The organism is Acinetobacter zhairuonensis, assembly GCF_022601715.1.
GTDB lineage: Bacteria > Pseudomonadota > Gammaproteobacteria > Pseudomonadales > Moraxellaceae > Acinetobacter.
On sequence record NZ_JAKVIM010000003.1, the window covers coordinates 167675 to 182438 of the forward strand.

A 14764-nucleotide genomic window follows, 5' to 3' on the forward strand; every position below is an offset into this window, starting at 1 on the left:
AGTATGTCTAGGACTAAACTAGGAAAGTTTAAATGTCACAATTAAAACCACAAGAAATTGTACGTTTAGGCGATATACAAATGGCAAACCACTTGCCATTTGTACTATTCGGCGGCATGAACGTATTAGAGTCAAAAGATTTAGCTTTTGAAATTGCAGAAACCTATGTTGATATTTGCAAGCGCTTAGATATTCCTTATGTGTTTAAGGCAAGTTTCGATAAAGCGAATCGTTCGAGCTTAACTTCATTCCGTGGTCCTGGTTTGGAAAAGGGAATTGAATGGTTGGCAGACATTAAAAAGCACTTTAATGTGCCAATCATTACCGATGTACATGAGCCGTATCAAGCTGCTCCAGTTGCTGAAGTAGCGGACATCATTCAGTTACCTGCATTTTTAAGCCGTCAAACTGACTTGGTTGAAGCAATGGCAAAAACCGATGCCATTATCAACATTAAAAAAGCACAATTCCTTGCTCCGCACGAAATGCGTCATATTTTGCATAAGTGCTTAGAAGCTGGAAATGACAAACTCATTCTATGTGAACGTGGTTCTGCATTTGGCTATAACAACCTAGTTGTAGACATGTTGGGCTTCGACATCATGAAAGAAATGAATGTTCCTGTGTTCTTTGATGTGACCCATGCACTACAAACCCCAGGTGGTCGTGCAGACTCTGCGGGTGGTCGCCGTGCGCAAATCACGACATTGGCACGTGCAGGTATGGCAACTGGTTTAGCAGGTTTGTTCTTGGAAGCACATCCAGATCCTGAAAAAGCCAAATGTGATGGTCCTTGTGCATTGCGCATGTCACAGCTTGAGCCATTCTTAGCACAGCTAAAAGAATTAGATACCTTGGTAAAAGGTTTCGCAAAATTAGATACTCATTGATGCTGTCTAAAGCATCTCGTTATTAATCAACTGAGGAATTATTCATGAGCCAAATCGTTGACATTCGTGCACGTGAAATTTTGGACTCTCGTGGTAACCCAACCATCGAAGCAGACGTTATCCTAGAATCTGGTGTTGTAGGTCGTGCATGTGCACCTTCTGGTGCTTCAACTGGTTCTCGTGAAGCTTTAGAACTTCGTGATGGCGACAAAGCACGCTATTTAGGTAAAGGTGTTAAAAATGCGGTTAACAACGTAAACACTTTAATCCGTGATGCTTTAGTGGGTAAATCAGTATTTGAACAAAAAGACATCGATAACACGATGATCGCACTTGATGGTACTGAAAATAAAGAAAAACTAGGTGCTAACGCAACTCTAGCTGTTTCTTTGGCTGCTGCACGTGCGGCTGCTACTGAAAAGAAAATTCCTCTTTTCCAATACATCGCAGACTTACGTGGTCAAACAACTTTGAGTATGCCTGTACCAATGATGAACATCATCAATGGTGGTTCACATGCAGACAACAATGTTGATATTCAAGAGTTCATGATTGAGCCAGTTGGTTTCACTTCATTCTCTGAAGCATTACGTGCGGGTGCTGAAATCTTCCATTCTCTAAAATCAGTTTTAAACAAAAAAGGTTTAAACACTGCTGTTGGTGATGAAGGGGGTTTTGCACCGAACTTGCGTTCAAACGAAGAAGCAATCACGGTTATTCTTGAAGCTATTGGTCAAACTGGTTACAAAGCTGGTTCTGATATTATGCTTGCGCTTGACTGTGCATCTTCAGAATTCTACAAAAATGGTCAATATATCCTTGCAGGTGAAGGCAATAAAGCATTCACAAGCAACCAGTTCTCTGACTATTTAGCAGGTCTTGTAAACCAATATCCAATTATCTCAATTGAAGATGGTTTAGATGAGTCTGACTGGGAAGGCTGGTCTTACTTGACGTCTATTCTTGGTGACAAAATCCAATTGGTAGGTGACGATTTATTTGTAACGAATCCTAAGATTTTACAACGTGGTATTGACCAGAAAGTAGGTAACTCTATTCTGATCAAGTACAACCAAATTGGTACTTTGACTGAAACTTTAGATGCAATCTACCTTGCGAAAGCAAATGGTTACTCAACTGTAATCTCGCACCGTTCTGGTGAAACTGAAGATTCTACAATTGCGGATCTTGCAGTAGGTACAGCGGCTGGTCAAATCAAGACGGGTTCACTTTGCCGTTCTGACCGTGTTGCAAAATATAACCAATTGCTTCGTATTGAAGAGTTGACTAACGCGATCTATCGCGGTAAAGCTGAGTTCAAAGGTTTGAACTAAGCGATTGAATGCTATCTATGTTAAATGTATTTGACTCCGTTGCGAGTAAATTACTATTGGGCCTTGCGATCATACTGATCGCAGGGTTTCAGTATTTATTCTGGTTTGGTGAAGGTGGTTATCACGATCATCAGCAACTGACCCAAAAAATCCAACAACAAACAGAAATTAATGATGAGCTAAAAGAACGCAATCGTGTTTTAGCCGCAGAAGTTTATGATTTAAAAAATGGTGTTGAAGCCATAGAAGAACATGCACGTTTAGATTTGGGTTTAATTAAACCGCGTGAAACCTTTGTGCAAATGAGCACCATCAGTACACAATACAAACCGATTTATATTGATCCAAACGCCAAAACAGATTTACGTACCAATGAAGATGACGATGTCATCCCACAAGAGCCAGCCAATGCACAATAAGCTTTGGGTGGTGATTCCTGCAGCAGGTTCTGGACGTCGTTTTTCTCAGTCTGAATTAAAACAATATCAATTGCTAGATCATAAAACAGTGCTTGAACATACGGTGGAGCGCTTAAATGGTCTGGCTTTGGCAGGTTATGTGCTTGCTGTAGCGCCAGATGATGATGTGGTTTCAACTTTAGCTTTAGCTGCCGCTGAAAAAGCCCATTTTTGTGCTGGTGGTAAAGAGCGAGTTGACTCTGTTCTCAATGCTTTAAATTACCTCACACAAATCGCGGATGAAAATGACTGGGTATTGGTGCATGATGCTGCGCGTCCATGTGTCACCTTAGCTGCCTTGCATGCGTTGGTGGATAAAGCGATTGAAACAGATCAAGCTGCTATTCTTGCGATTCCTGTGCGAGATACCTTAAAGCTGGTGCAAACTGAAGACCTGATCAGTAATACGGTCAGTCGTGAATCTTTGTGGCAAGCACAAACGCCACAGATGGCGAAACTCGGTGTTTTAAAGCAAGCAATTGAACAGGCACTACAAGACAATCAAGTCATTACAGATGAAGCCAGTGCGCTTGAATATGTCGGGCATCCTGTAATTGTCGTGCAAGGTCGTTCAGATAATATCAAAATTACCTATCCCGATGATTTGCAGTTGGCGCGTTTAATCACACGCTCGCAAGCTTGATGTTTAGGTTTTAATACTGCAGTAGAGCGTGTTTACGAAATAATTGCTCTGAACATGGAATTAAGCATTCACTCTGCTGCACTTTAAATTTATACTCTGCTCTTTTAGCTGTATTGCCTCTCAAGATGATACCTTCTCAACAGTATCGTTTCTTACGCCAATCCCTGCGTGATGGTCGAAGTATTAAGGACGATTCCTCCAAATGGCACCGTTTACATTTAGATCCTTGGTTATTAGGATTGTTGATCATTAACTCGATTATTGGTCTGATGGCGGTTTATAGTGCCACGGCTGAAGATATGAGTATGGTGCTGCGTCAAGCAACCAGTTTTGGTGTGGGTTTTATTCTATTGTTTATCTGTGCACAGATTCCACCCAAGGTTTATCAAGCCACCAGTCCATATTTCTATTTGATTTCGATTGTGCTGTTGGTTTTGGTACTGGTGATTGGTGACACACGCTTAGGGGCGAAACGCTGGTTGACGGTGCCTGGTATTGGCAGTGTACAACCCAGTGAATTCATGAAGTTTGCTATGCCGCTCATGATGGCATGGTATTTTGCCAGAAAGCCATTTCCACCCAAACTGATTCATATTTTGGGGGCACTGGTCATCATGTTTGTGCCGTTTGTGTTGGTGGCTTTGCAGCCCGATTTGTCCATTGGCTTAATTATCCCGGGAATTTTTGTCTTATTTTTAAGTGGTATGTCTTGGCGGCTGATTCTGGGCGCTTTTGTTGCACTGGCTGTTGCTGCACCTGTGTTATGGATGTATGTGCTTCAAACCTATCAAAAGAAACGTATCTTGACGTTATTTGACCCAGAGTCTGATGCGCTAGGTGCGGGTTGGAATATTATTCAGTCGAAAATTGCGATTGGTTCTGGTGGATTAATGGGTAAAGGATATTTGGAAGGGACGCAATCGCATTTAGGTTATTTGCCTGAACATCATACCGACTTTATTTTATCGACCTATTCTGAAGAGTTTGGATTTTTAGGGGTCATGTTTCTATTTGCGCTTTATGCAGCGATTATTTTCCGCTGTATGATGATTGGTCTGAATTCGTTCCATAACTACGGTCGTTTATTGGCAAGTGCAATTGGTCTAACCTTCTTTTTCTTTGTATTTTTAAATTCAGGCATGATTAGTGGGATTTTACCAGTAACAGGTGATCCATTGCCTTTAATGAGTTATGGTGGTACTGCGGTCATTGCACTGCTTGCTGGTATGGGCATTGTGATGTCAGTTCATACGCACCGATAAGATACATTGGCCCCGAAAGGGGCTTTTTTTCTATTTTGAAATAATTTTTTTCATTTACTATATCAAAATTTAAACAAGATAATAATTCGATAAGCGATTGAATTATAGGCTAAATAACTGTAATTATACTGCTTTAGCATAATACAGCATGTAATTAGTGTATTTTGCACTCGCAAATGGTATATATATTGCTCATATTATAAGAAGCAATTATTGCAGGAGAGAAGCACATTAAATGTGTTCGCCGAAGGAGCAACGACCCCGGAAACTCTCAGGCAGAAGGACTGTAATAATTTCAAAATCTGGAGAGAAGTGCATAAACAAAAAATAGGCACTCACCGAAGGGGATGGTTGTATAAGCAATGCGACCGAAGCTCTCAGGTACCAATGACAGATGGGGCATAACACAAGGAATGCATGCATTTCCAAGGAGTGCTTTATGCCACATATTATTGTTATTGGTTCTGGAATTACTGGGGTAACTTCAGCCTATGAACTCTCTCAGTTGGGCTATGATGTAACTGTTATTGATAAACATCTTTATCCTGCAATGGAAACCTCTTTCGCCAATGGTGGTCAGCTCTCAGCATGTAATGCAGAAGTATGGAATCAAAAATCGACTGTATTGAAAGGCATTAAATGGATGACACGGAAAGATGCTCCGCTACTCTTGAATCCTTCATTTGATGTGCACAAATATGCATGGTTAGTCGAGTTTTTAGGCAATATTAAGCATTATGAAGAAAATACCCGTGATACGGTTAAACTGGCATTGATGGCGCGTAAGCGCCTATTTGATATCGCGGAGCAAGAGCATATTCAGTTTGATTTAGAAAAACGGGGGATTCTGCATTTTTACCATAATCAGGCTGATTATGAAGTGGCAACACGGGTGAATGAATTGCTGCGTACAGGTGGTTTAGAACGTCATGCAGTAACACCTGAAGAAATAAAACAAATTGAGCCAAGTCTGACAGGTGATTACTTTGCTGGATTTTATTGTCCGGGTGATGCCACAGGCGATATCCATAAATTTACCAATGGTTTAGCCAAAGCAACAGAAAAATATGGGGTGAAATATCGTTTTGGCTTAGAAGTCACAGATGTGCAACATCATGCAAAAGGAGTGGCTGTCGTCTGTAAATCCAGCACAGAAAATATGAATTCTGAAGCGCAAGAAACTGAATATTTTGAAGCCGATGCTGTCGTGGTGTGTGGTGGTGTTGGCAGTTATCAGTTGGCGCATTTACTGGGAGATAAAGTGAATGTGTATCCAGTAAAAGGTTATTCCATCACCATCAATCTGGAGGATGAGCAGAGTGTGCAGCATGCACCATGGGTGAGTTTACTTGATGAAAGTGCCAAGATTGTGACTTCACGCCTCGGGGCAAGCCGCTTAAGGATTGCGGGTACAGCTGAGTTCAATGGCTATAACCGTGATATTCGTGCTGATCGGATTCAACCCTTGGTGGATTGGGCAAATAAGAATTTTGATATTTCAACTCAGAATGTGGTGCCTTGGGCAGGCTTACGCCCAATGATGCCGAATATGATGCCAATTGTGCGCCGCGGTCGTCGTGAGCGCATATTTTACAATACAGGACATGGACATTTAGGCTGGACATTGTCGGCAGCTACCGCAGTGATGATTAGTCAGGAAATCACTTTAGCTTATCCAGCTTAAAGTCAGTATTAAAAAAGCACAGAGTATTTTGTGCTTTTTTATTTGATAAAATTGAGTGGATTAATCATAAAGACGATATACGCCAGTGAAACGCTCACAGCCTTTTTGCTGAGTTTTGACCGTTAAAATCGCTTTGTTAAAATCAAACTGATATTTACAGTTATGTTCATTATCCTCAATATTCTGCTTCTTTTCAGGTGTGGTATAAGCCAAGAAAGGGATGGTTTGAGTGTCTTTGTTATTGTTCGGATTGCGGTAAGCAATCCCTTCAATTTTAATGCTGTCTTTAGTGAGCTGATGCACTTGTAAATGAATTGGTTGCTTTGCCAATTTGCCGTGCTCAAACTTTAAATAATGTTGGGTTAAACTTTGGTTGAGTGAAGTATAAAAATTCAACTCATCCGTACGCAGTTCAAATTGCTGATCAAAACAAGATTTAGTTTTACATTGTTGCGCACGTTTGAGCCAGATACTGTGTGTATCATCCAACAAGCGTAATGGTGCATCACTAATCAGAAAAGCGGTTAAATACTGATTTTTGAGTTTTTGGCGTTGTTGATCAAATGTACTCGAACACATGGTTTTCATCGTCGAATTTTGGGGTGTGCTGCAATCAATTTCCTGAGCATAACTCAGGCTACTGTATATACAGCCGAGACCAATGAAAGATGCTATAGTTTTAAAGAATTTAATGTCTGTATTCAACAACATGATGACTTATACTTTCACAACACTGTGCTAGTGTAACTATAACGAAGTCGAAACACTGAATACAAGATTTCAAACATTTATTTCTGAGGGAGCGTAATTTAATGGTCGCACATATTCGAATTGGTCAAGGAATGGATGTTCATGCTTTTGAAGAAGGTGAATTTGTTACTTTGGCTGGGGTGAAAATTCCGCATACACATGCTTTAAAAGCGCATTCAGATGGGGATGTGGTGTTGCATGCATTGTGTGATGCATTATTAGGTGCACTGGCACTAGGCGATATTGGTCAACACTTTCCTGATACAGACCCTGAGTTTAAAGGGGCGGATAGCCGTGTATTGTTAAAACATGTGTATCAGTTAATTTTGGATCGTGGTTATGTGTTGAATAATGCAGACATGACAGTAGCCTGTGAACGCCCAAAACTTGCTAAATATAATTTAGAAATGCGCCAATCGATTGCTGATGTGTTGGATGTGGATGTTACTCAAATTAGTATAAAAGCAACAACCACTGAAAAATTGGGTTTTACTGGTCGTCAGGAAGGAATTTTAGCAACTGCAACGGTGTTAATTAGTCATCAAGCAAAATGACCTGCACTCATCAGGGATTGCTGCAATTCTTTGGTAGCTTTACGACCCTGTAGTTGTAAGGCTACCGCATGAATTAACCCAGTCCATGTCTCATTAGGTTCCCAAATTGCATGCAATTGATCTTGAGCTGTGGCAATATTCACATCCATGTAATACTGACGATAAAGATACATCAAGCTGCTGACGCGGAGGTTTTTAGCACAATGCACCCAAACCATCTGTTCCTGTACCAAGTGATCCAACATATCTAGAACCAACATACACTGTTCATCAGAAGGGGTATCCCAAAGAATTGGAATATGAATGTAATTCAAACCTAATTCCAAGCATACGCGATCTTCATGCGGAAGATGATTTTCTGCATCATTCAAAGCAAGGTTAATCACAGTTGTGATGCCATATTCTTTGATCAGTTTTAACTGCTCAATGGTCGGTTGCCCTGAACTAAATAAATGTTCATGGATAAACTGGAAATGGTCAATGTGACTTAAAGCGTTTTCGAGTTGATTCATAACGGTAACTTTATTTGGCAGTAAAACAAAACGCCATCCTGTGGGATGGCGCTTGAAGGCTTAGCGGTTTGGTAATACGTCTTTCAAAGCTTCATTCATATCAAGCAAGGCTTTTTCAGTGGTATCCCAGTCAATACAGCCATCTGTAACTGACTTACCATATTCTAAATCATCGAGATTTTCAGGGATATCCTGACGACCACCTTTTAAATGGCTTTCAACCATAATACCAACGATTGATTTATTACCATCCAAAATCTGTTCTGTAATGTTTTTCAGAACGAGAGGTTGTAGGAACGGGTCTTTGTTTGAGTTGGCATGACTGGTGTCAATCATGATTTTAGTGCTGACTTTAGCTTTGGCTAAAGCATTTTCAGCTTCTGCAACTGAACCGGCATCATAGTTAGGCTTGCCATTACCACCTCGTAATACCACATGTGCATATGGGTTACCGCTGGTGCGAATGACAGAAACTTGACCGTGTTCATTTAGACCTAAGAAGTTGTGACCATGTTTCACAGACTGCATCGCATTGGTTGCAACAGTTAAGCCACCATCTGTACCATTTTTGAAGCCCACTGGTGAAGATAAACCAGAAGACATTTCACGGTGAGTTTGACTTTCTGTAGTACGTGCACCAATCGCAGACCATGAAATTAAATCTTGATAATACTGTGGTGAGTTAGGATCGAGTGCTTCAGTTGCACAAGGCAAGCCTTTTTCATTCAATTCCAACAGTAATTGACGACCAATACGAAGACCTTTTTCAATATTGAAAGAGTCATTCATGTCTGGGTCGTTAATTAAGCCTTTCCACCCCACAGTCGTACGTGGTTTCTCAAAATAAACTCGCATCACGATATACAGGGTATCTTTGACTTTTTCGCTCAAGACTTTTAAGCGATCAGCATAATCATGTGCAGCAACGGTGTCATGAATAGAACAAGGACCAATTACGACAAAAAGACGCTTATCTTTGCCATCTAAAATATTGCGAATGGTTTCGCGACCCTTAAGTACGGTTTGATATGCATTTCCAGTTAAAGGCAACTCTTTTTTTAGTTCTGCAGGAGTTACTAAAGGCTGAATGCTTTTCACATTTATGTCATCAATGTCTGATTGAGTAATAGGGTTTGGCTGTTGTGTATTCATTGCTGTCACTAGATCGATCATACAAGAGTTTTTTTAGTTGCCTGAATATAACACGATTTAATCAGTCTTTTGCTATACAAAAGACCAATAAAAGCGTGAAAAAAACCGATTATTCGCATATATAAATTAAACACTGTGTGATTTTTCAACAGTGTAAATCATTGCTGTGGTCGGTTTTTGTACAGGTTTGGCTTTAACAGGGTGAATCATGAAGTTCACACCCAGTGCAAATAAGGTGATCCCTAAAATTTTACGGATAATTTTTTCTGGTAGATGAGAGCTGATGAGTGTACCCACAATAATGGCTGGAATAGAACCGACCAATAACCAACCTAATAGAGTGAAATCGACATTTCCCGAGCTCATGTGACCTAGACCTGCGACTAAGGTAAGCAATACCGCATGGACTACGTCTGAACCGATAATACGAATCATCGGTAAATTTGGGAACATAATCACCAGCGCCATAATGCCGAAAGCACCGGCACCGACTGAAGATAAAGTTACAAATATACCCAGTATCACACCCATAAGAATAATATAGGCACGCTTATTTTTGGCTTGGAAATTCACTTTTTCCAAATCTTCACTCATGTCTAACTGTTCATCTTTACGGAATTTATTGAAAAAGCGTTCAATATGTCCACGGAAGATAATAGAGACACCAGTCAGGGTTAGCATAAAGCCTAACACCATGGTGAGTACGGATTTGTAGCTCGCAGATTGGCTGAGATAGTTCTCAAGCACCCAATGTGTGGCAAAAGAAGCGGGGATACTGCCGACAGCGAGCCAAATCACAATGGGCCAAACAATATTCATTTTTTTTGCATGTACCATCGAACCACAAAATTTTGAGATCGATGCATACAGAAGGTCGGTTCCGATGGCGATGTGAGGTTCAATCTTGAACAGGCTAATCAGAATAGGGGTCATCAGAGAACCACCGCCTACACCTGTAATGCCTACACAGAACCCAACTAAAACACCTGCAAGAATATATTCAACAGAACCGAACATGAATAGAAGCCAAATATGATAAACCACGCATATGTTATGACTTTTTAAGATAAGTGTTTGTCTTGATAAATGATTTGCTTATGCAAAAAAACGCTAAAGCTTTTAAGCTTACGATGAGTCAAAACATTAATAATGATGCTTTTGAGGTTTATCTTTCTTTTTTAAATCATTGATTAATAATATTAAAAATAAGATAACAGGGCTGGAGAATAACCACCAACTAACGAAACCAATTGAAATACCGAATGTTTTTATAAAAATGGCAGCTGCAATAAGAAAAAGAATATAAGCGATGCTGCGGCTACATTTGGGGTAACGCGTCAAGAAGTGCCATTGGGATCGCTTGGTTTTTTCAATCTGTTTGCTGCTGAGTAAATGTGAACACCACATCCCAAGCAGAATACATGTCATGCCGAAGAAGATCATCATGATGCATTTACCTCATGAGTAGTAGAAACTTTCTTACTTAGCTTTTGTGCTGCCTTGAGCTGAATGGGATGAATATTCTTAAAAATGAAATAGGCAAAGATTGCGAGAAGTAGAATAAACAGGTCAATTCTTAAAAATAACCAATAGCTATAGAAGTCATGGATATAGTGATGTTGTAGAAGATAAACGAAATCAAAAATAACTAGACTGGTCGCAACTAAGCTTAAACCTGCAAGTTGGGAGCGCCACAGCCATTGTTTAGGTGTACACAACGCAAGAACCAGACTTAAGCTCCATGTGGTAAAAAAAGCATAAATTTCATAATTCGGTGTATCTGATGTAATCGTCACGATGCGATTGGTAAATAGGTATGCCAACATCGCCATAGGAAGACCGACAAACGTTGCGATGTTGAAACGATCAACCAAATAATGTCCAAAGTGAAATTGCCCCGTTTTATTTTGTAGTTGACGTTTCAGACTCCAGAGCAATAAGCCAGATGCGATCATACAGCAACCTAACAAGCCTGAGAAAAAGAATGCAAGACGTAAAACCGGTTGAGCAAAGGTAGCCATATGCAAGCCATAAACTCCAAAATTTAAGGTTGCAATGGCACTGTCATTACGTGTGCTTCGAATCAGTGATGCATCAGTCCCCCGCAAGGTAATTTGAGGTTGATTGCGTGTAATCGTATGATCTTGTAATTGCATAAAGCTATACAAGGCTTGGTCGGTATTGGGATTTTGCACAGTAATCGAGGCAAGTTCTTGTCTTCCCCAATGTTGTTCTACGGTTTGAAGCAATGTGCTCATGCTTAAATTAGGTTCTGGCTCCGGAGTTGTATTTTGTGCAACAACTTGAGTTCTAATTTCTGTGAAATATTGATAGGGATCATTTGGATAAAGGGTTTTCATTCCCCACGGGAAATATAAATAGAAAAAAATGGCTAAACCCGTAAAGGTAATCATTAAGAAAAACGGTAAGGCAATGACCGAGGAAACATTATGAAAGTCTAGCCAAGAACGCTGCGATTTAAAGGTTCTTAGGGTAAAGAAATCGGTGAAAATCTTTTTATGCGTGATGATGCCTGAGATCAGGGCAATCAACATGATAAAAGCAGCAAAGCAGACAGCGAGTCGCCCAATATTTATCGGTAAGCCAAACAGCTGGTAATGAAAACGGTAGAAAAAGTCACCGCCATCTGTTGCAGAGAGATTCAATTCTTTCCCAGAATTCGCATCCAGCGTTTTACTTTCATAGCCACCATCTACTTTTTGCCAGTAAATGGTATTCAAAGGTGATTCTGGAGTGGCAATGCCAATAAACCAAGATTTTGCATCAGCAGCATGGTCTTGCAAATAAGTAGTAGCAGATTGAATGGCAGTGTGCTGCTGAATTTCGTATTGAGCCAGTTGCGGCTGCATCCATAAATTCACTTCATGGCGATAATAGGAAGCAGTACCCATAAGAAAGATGGCAAAAATCACCCAGCCTAGTAGTAAGCCAGTCCAAGAGTGCAACCATGCCATCGATTGTCGAATACTTTTATGCATGAATTAACGCATTCCTAGAAATAGTAAAAATACACAGCCAAATATTCCACAACTGAGTATGGTAAGCCGAAGTAATGATTGAATACAGAAACTGGTAATGACATAGCCGGCATAAAATATCAGGCTGATAAATGCAGCCAAATAGATCGCTTCAGCTTTAGGAAGTTGATGATTGAGTAAATAAGTTAAGTCCAGACTGAGTAGTGCAGCACAGATAAAACCTATGATAAAAGCGACAACAAAGCGGTAAAACACTTGTATGCGATAAGTATAGGAAATGGATTGTACTTTACTCATAAATTACGACCGCTATGGAATTAAAAAAAGCCAAACCTGTATGTTCAGGCTTGGCTGGTTGATTAATATTTAAATTTTAAAGCAACGTTATAGTTGGTTGAAGCACCATAATACCCTTGACCGCCAGACAGCCCAGTCAGGTATTTTTCATTGGTTAGGTTGTTGCCATTCACTTGTACCAATACATTTTGATTCACTTCATAACTTGCCATGATGTTGAATAAGGCATAGGCATCCTGAGTAATGGCGGCATAAGACGTGTCTTGAATATCATCTTGCCACTTTACGCTGGCACCAAGTTTGAGTTTAGGTAGCTGCGGTACGGTGTACGATGCTAAAGCATTGATGGTTTGGGTTGGAATATTTACACGCGCTCTTTCACCAGATTCCATGTTTTTCAGGCTGAAAGTCGAGAAGCCGAACACGAGATCAAGATTATCCGTGACTTTTCCAGATAGTCCCACTTCGACACCTTGAGATCGAACTGTACCAATGTCGGAAGAATACTTGTTGTAGGTCGCATCCCAAATTGGATTGAGGGCAAAATTGTCCTCGTCAGTTCTAAATACAGCAAGGTTACCTGTCAGGGCACCATCTAACCATGAACTTTTGACCCCAATTTCATAGCTTTCACCTTCAACTGGAACGGCGGTTTGCTGGGTCGCTAAATCGATAACAGTTTGCGGTCTAAAGATAGAGGTATAGCTCATATAACCTGTATATTCAGGCGTGAAGTTATAGGTTAATCCTGCATAAGGTGAAACTTTATCTTCTTTATATTCAAGTGTGTCAATTTCAGTATAGTTTGCACCTAAAAGTAGTTTTAAATCATCATTTAGATGTAGACGGGTAGCAGTGTAAACAGATTTCATGACCCGTTCTTCAGGCGTTGCGGTATAGAATTCTCCCCATGTGGGTTCTACAGGTGACCAACTTGCCTGATCCGTCGTATAGGTGCCTAAACTGCTGCCATAAGAATAAATACTTTGAGCAGTGTACTTCGACCAGTTATAGCCGATATTGGCTTCATGACGTTGTCCAAATAGAGGGAAGGTGCCTTGGATGTCTGCATTTGCAGTGGTTTCTTTAAATTTCTGATTATAAATTTCAGGGTAGAGATAAATGCCTGAAGTATTGTCTGTTGCAGAGGGTGAACCGCTTAAATACAGCATTTTGTCACGAACTTCAGATTCTTTTAAGTTGTAACCGAGCTTCAATTTCCAGTCACCAGCAAGTTGCTGTTCAATATTGGCAAAATAGTTGTCAATTTCCCAGTCATAGTAGGTCCACGATGGCGCATAGTTGTAACTGCGAGAATAACTTAAAGCTTCACCTTTCGAATTGACTAAAGGTAAAGCCCCCCATTGAGAGCCGTTGGCATATTGGCGTGTTTTAGAATAGCCTGCGGATGCCACAGTAGAATCGGTAAGATCTGCTTCAAGAATACCTTGGAAGCCATTTTTTTCTTCAGAATAACGGTCTAAATATGAATCGCCCGTTTTTTCATAGCCAACCAAGCGTCCGCGAAGGCGACCATCTTGTGTAAGGGCGCCTGAAATGTCTGCTTCATAGCGCTGTGTATCCCAAGAGCCATAGCTAATTCCAGCATTGGCTTGAAACTCTTGGGTTGGACGCTTACGTATATAGTTAATGGTCGCACCTGGGTCACCTAAAGCATTGGTCAGGGCATCTGCACCTTTCACGACTTCAATGCGATCATAAAAATAGCTGTCAGCATCACTATTATTGTAGTTATAGCTATCCACCTGCGGGATACCAATGCCATCGACCAAGATGTTGGAAATATCAAAGCCACGTGCTGTATAGGTCGTACGGTTGGTTTCTAAACCAGTGACCGTTACGCCAGGGGTGTTGTTTAAGATATCCCGTGTTGAAGTCAGATTAAAGTCATCCATTTGTTGACGCGTTACTACATTTACCGTTTGCGGTGTTTCCCGCGCATCAATATTCAGTTTGGTCGCACTACTGCTTTTTTTAACGTTATATGCCTTGGTTGTTTCAGAGCTTTGATCGGCGGTTTCATCGGCTTGTAACTGAATGGTGGATAGGGTGGTCACTTCATCCTCGGCATAACTAAGGTTGATGTGGGCAATGGTCAGGGCAAGTAAAGAGTACTTAAATAGCGTAGCGGATTTAGACATGGTTAATATTAATGCAAATAATTCTCATTAATTCTAAGTTTATATTTTAAAGCAATCAAATGTATAA

15 protein-coding genes and 1 riboswitch are annotated in these 14764 nt (G+C 40.5%); of the genes, 7 read left to right on the forward strand and 8 right to left on the reverse strand.

What is annotated here, in order from left to right:
- Nucleotides 1-32 precede the first annotated feature (32 nt).
- The 6 genes from kdsA (at nucleotide 33) to MKI85_RS03930 (ending at nucleotide 6271) form a co-directional block, all read left to right on the forward strand.
- A complete protein-coding gene (gene kdsA, locus MKI85_RS03905) occupies nucleotides 33-890 on the forward strand; it encodes a 3-deoxy-8-phosphooctulonate synthase (protein ID WP_241625175.1) in 858 nt (285 codons plus the stop codon).
- A gap of 44 nt (nucleotides 891-934) precedes the next feature.
- Entirely contained in the window at nucleotides 935-2224 is a 1290-nt protein-coding gene (gene eno, locus MKI85_RS03910; RefSeq protein WP_241625177.1) for a phosphopyruvate hydratase, read from the forward strand.
- Nucleotides 2225-2241: 17 nt separating this feature from the next.
- Complete coding sequence (ftsB, locus tag MKI85_RS03915) at nucleotides 2242-2643, forward strand: cell division protein FtsB (RefSeq protein WP_241625179.1); 402 nt, start codon at nucleotides 2242-2244, stop codon at nucleotides 2641-2643.
- Complete coding sequence (gene ispD / locus MKI85_RS03920) at nucleotides 2609-3325, forward strand: 2-C-methyl-D-erythritol 4-phosphate cytidylyltransferase (protein WP_241625181.1); 717 nt, start codon at nucleotides 2609-2611, stop codon at nucleotides 3323-3325. The genes ftsB and ispD overlap by 35 nt, the downstream gene beginning before the upstream one ends.
- 125 nt (nucleotides 3326-3450) lie before the next feature.
- Nucleotides 3451-4587, forward strand: a complete 1137-nt coding sequence (gene rodA, locus MKI85_RS03925; protein ID WP_241625183.1) for a rod shape-determining protein RodA — start codon at nucleotides 3451-3453, stop codon at nucleotides 4585-4587.
- 206 nt (nucleotides 4588-4793) lie between these two features.
- Nucleotides 4794-4884: riboswitch (glycine riboswitch) on the forward strand.
- A 142-nt stretch (nucleotides 4885-5026) separates the two neighbouring features.
- Nucleotides 5027-6271: a D-amino acid dehydrogenase gene (locus tag MKI85_RS03930; protein WP_241625185.1), complete on the forward strand. Its 1245-nt coding sequence runs from the start codon at nucleotides 5027-5029 to the stop codon at nucleotides 6269-6271.
- A 60-nt stretch (nucleotides 6272-6331) separates the two neighbouring features.
- Here the strand turns inward: MKI85_RS03930 and MKI85_RS03935 are convergent, their stop codons facing one another.
- Complete coding sequence (locus tag MKI85_RS03935; protein WP_241625187.1) at nucleotides 6332-6982, reverse strand: A1S_1983 family putative colistin resistance protein; 651 nt, start codon at nucleotides 6980-6982, stop codon at nucleotides 6332-6334.
- A 101-nt stretch (nucleotides 6983-7083) separates the two neighbouring features.
- Here MKI85_RS03935 and ispF point away from each other — a divergent pair, with 101 nt between their 5' ends.
- Nucleotides 7084-7575, forward strand: coding sequence for a 2-C-methyl-D-erythritol 2,4-cyclodiphosphate synthase (gene ispF, locus MKI85_RS03940; RefSeq protein WP_241625189.1), 492 nt, complete (start codon nucleotides 7084-7086; stop codon nucleotides 7573-7575).
- Here the strand turns inward: ispF and MKI85_RS03945 are convergent.
- The 7 genes from MKI85_RS03945 to MKI85_RS03975 all read right to left on the reverse strand — a co-directional run bounded on the left by MKI85_RS03945 (nucleotide 7563) and on the right by MKI85_RS03975 (nucleotide 14697).
- Nucleotides 7563-8087, reverse strand: coding sequence for a protein tyrosine phosphatase family protein (locus tag MKI85_RS03945; RefSeq protein ID WP_241625191.1), 525 nt, complete (start codon nucleotides 8085-8087; stop codon nucleotides 7563-7565). The genes ispF and MKI85_RS03945 overlap by 13 nt on opposite strands.
- 60 nt (nucleotides 8088-8147) lie before the next feature.
- The gene (locus tag MKI85_RS03950; protein ID WP_241625193.1) at nucleotides 8148-9239 is read right to left on the reverse strand and encodes a 3-deoxy-7-phosphoheptulonate synthase; all 1092 of its coding nucleotides are present in this window, start codon (nucleotides 9237-9239) and stop codon (nucleotides 8148-8150) included.
- Nucleotides 9240-9365: 126 nt separating this feature from the next.
- Nucleotides 9366-10256: a sulfite exporter TauE/SafE family protein gene (locus MKI85_RS03955; RefSeq protein ID WP_241625195.1), complete on the reverse strand. Its 891-nt coding sequence runs from the start codon at nucleotides 10254-10256 to the stop codon at nucleotides 9366-9368.
- A 126-nt stretch (nucleotides 10257-10382) separates the two neighbouring features.
- On the reverse strand, nucleotides 10383-10685 hold the full coding sequence (locus MKI85_RS03960; protein ID WP_241625197.1) for a DUF1634 domain-containing protein: 303 nt from the start codon (nucleotides 10683-10685) through the stop codon (nucleotides 10383-10385).
- On the reverse strand, nucleotides 10682-12238 hold the full coding sequence (locus MKI85_RS03965) for a PepSY-associated TM helix domain-containing protein (RefSeq protein WP_241625199.1): 1557 nt from the start codon (nucleotides 12236-12238) through the stop codon (nucleotides 10682-10684). The genes MKI85_RS03960 and MKI85_RS03965 overlap by 4 nt, the downstream gene beginning before the upstream one ends.
- A 3-nt stretch (nucleotides 12239-12241) precedes the next feature.
- Nucleotides 12242-12535: a hypothetical protein gene (locus MKI85_RS03970; protein ID WP_241625201.1), complete on the reverse strand. Its 294-nt coding sequence runs from the start codon at nucleotides 12533-12535 to the stop codon at nucleotides 12242-12244.
- Between the two features lie 62 nt (nucleotides 12536-12597).
- Nucleotides 12598-14697 (reverse strand): TonB-dependent siderophore receptor, encoded by a 2100-nt coding sequence (locus MKI85_RS03975; protein WP_241625203.1) that lies wholly within the window; start codon nucleotides 14695-14697, stop codon nucleotides 12598-12600.
- Nucleotides 14698-14764: the final 67 nt, after the last annotated feature.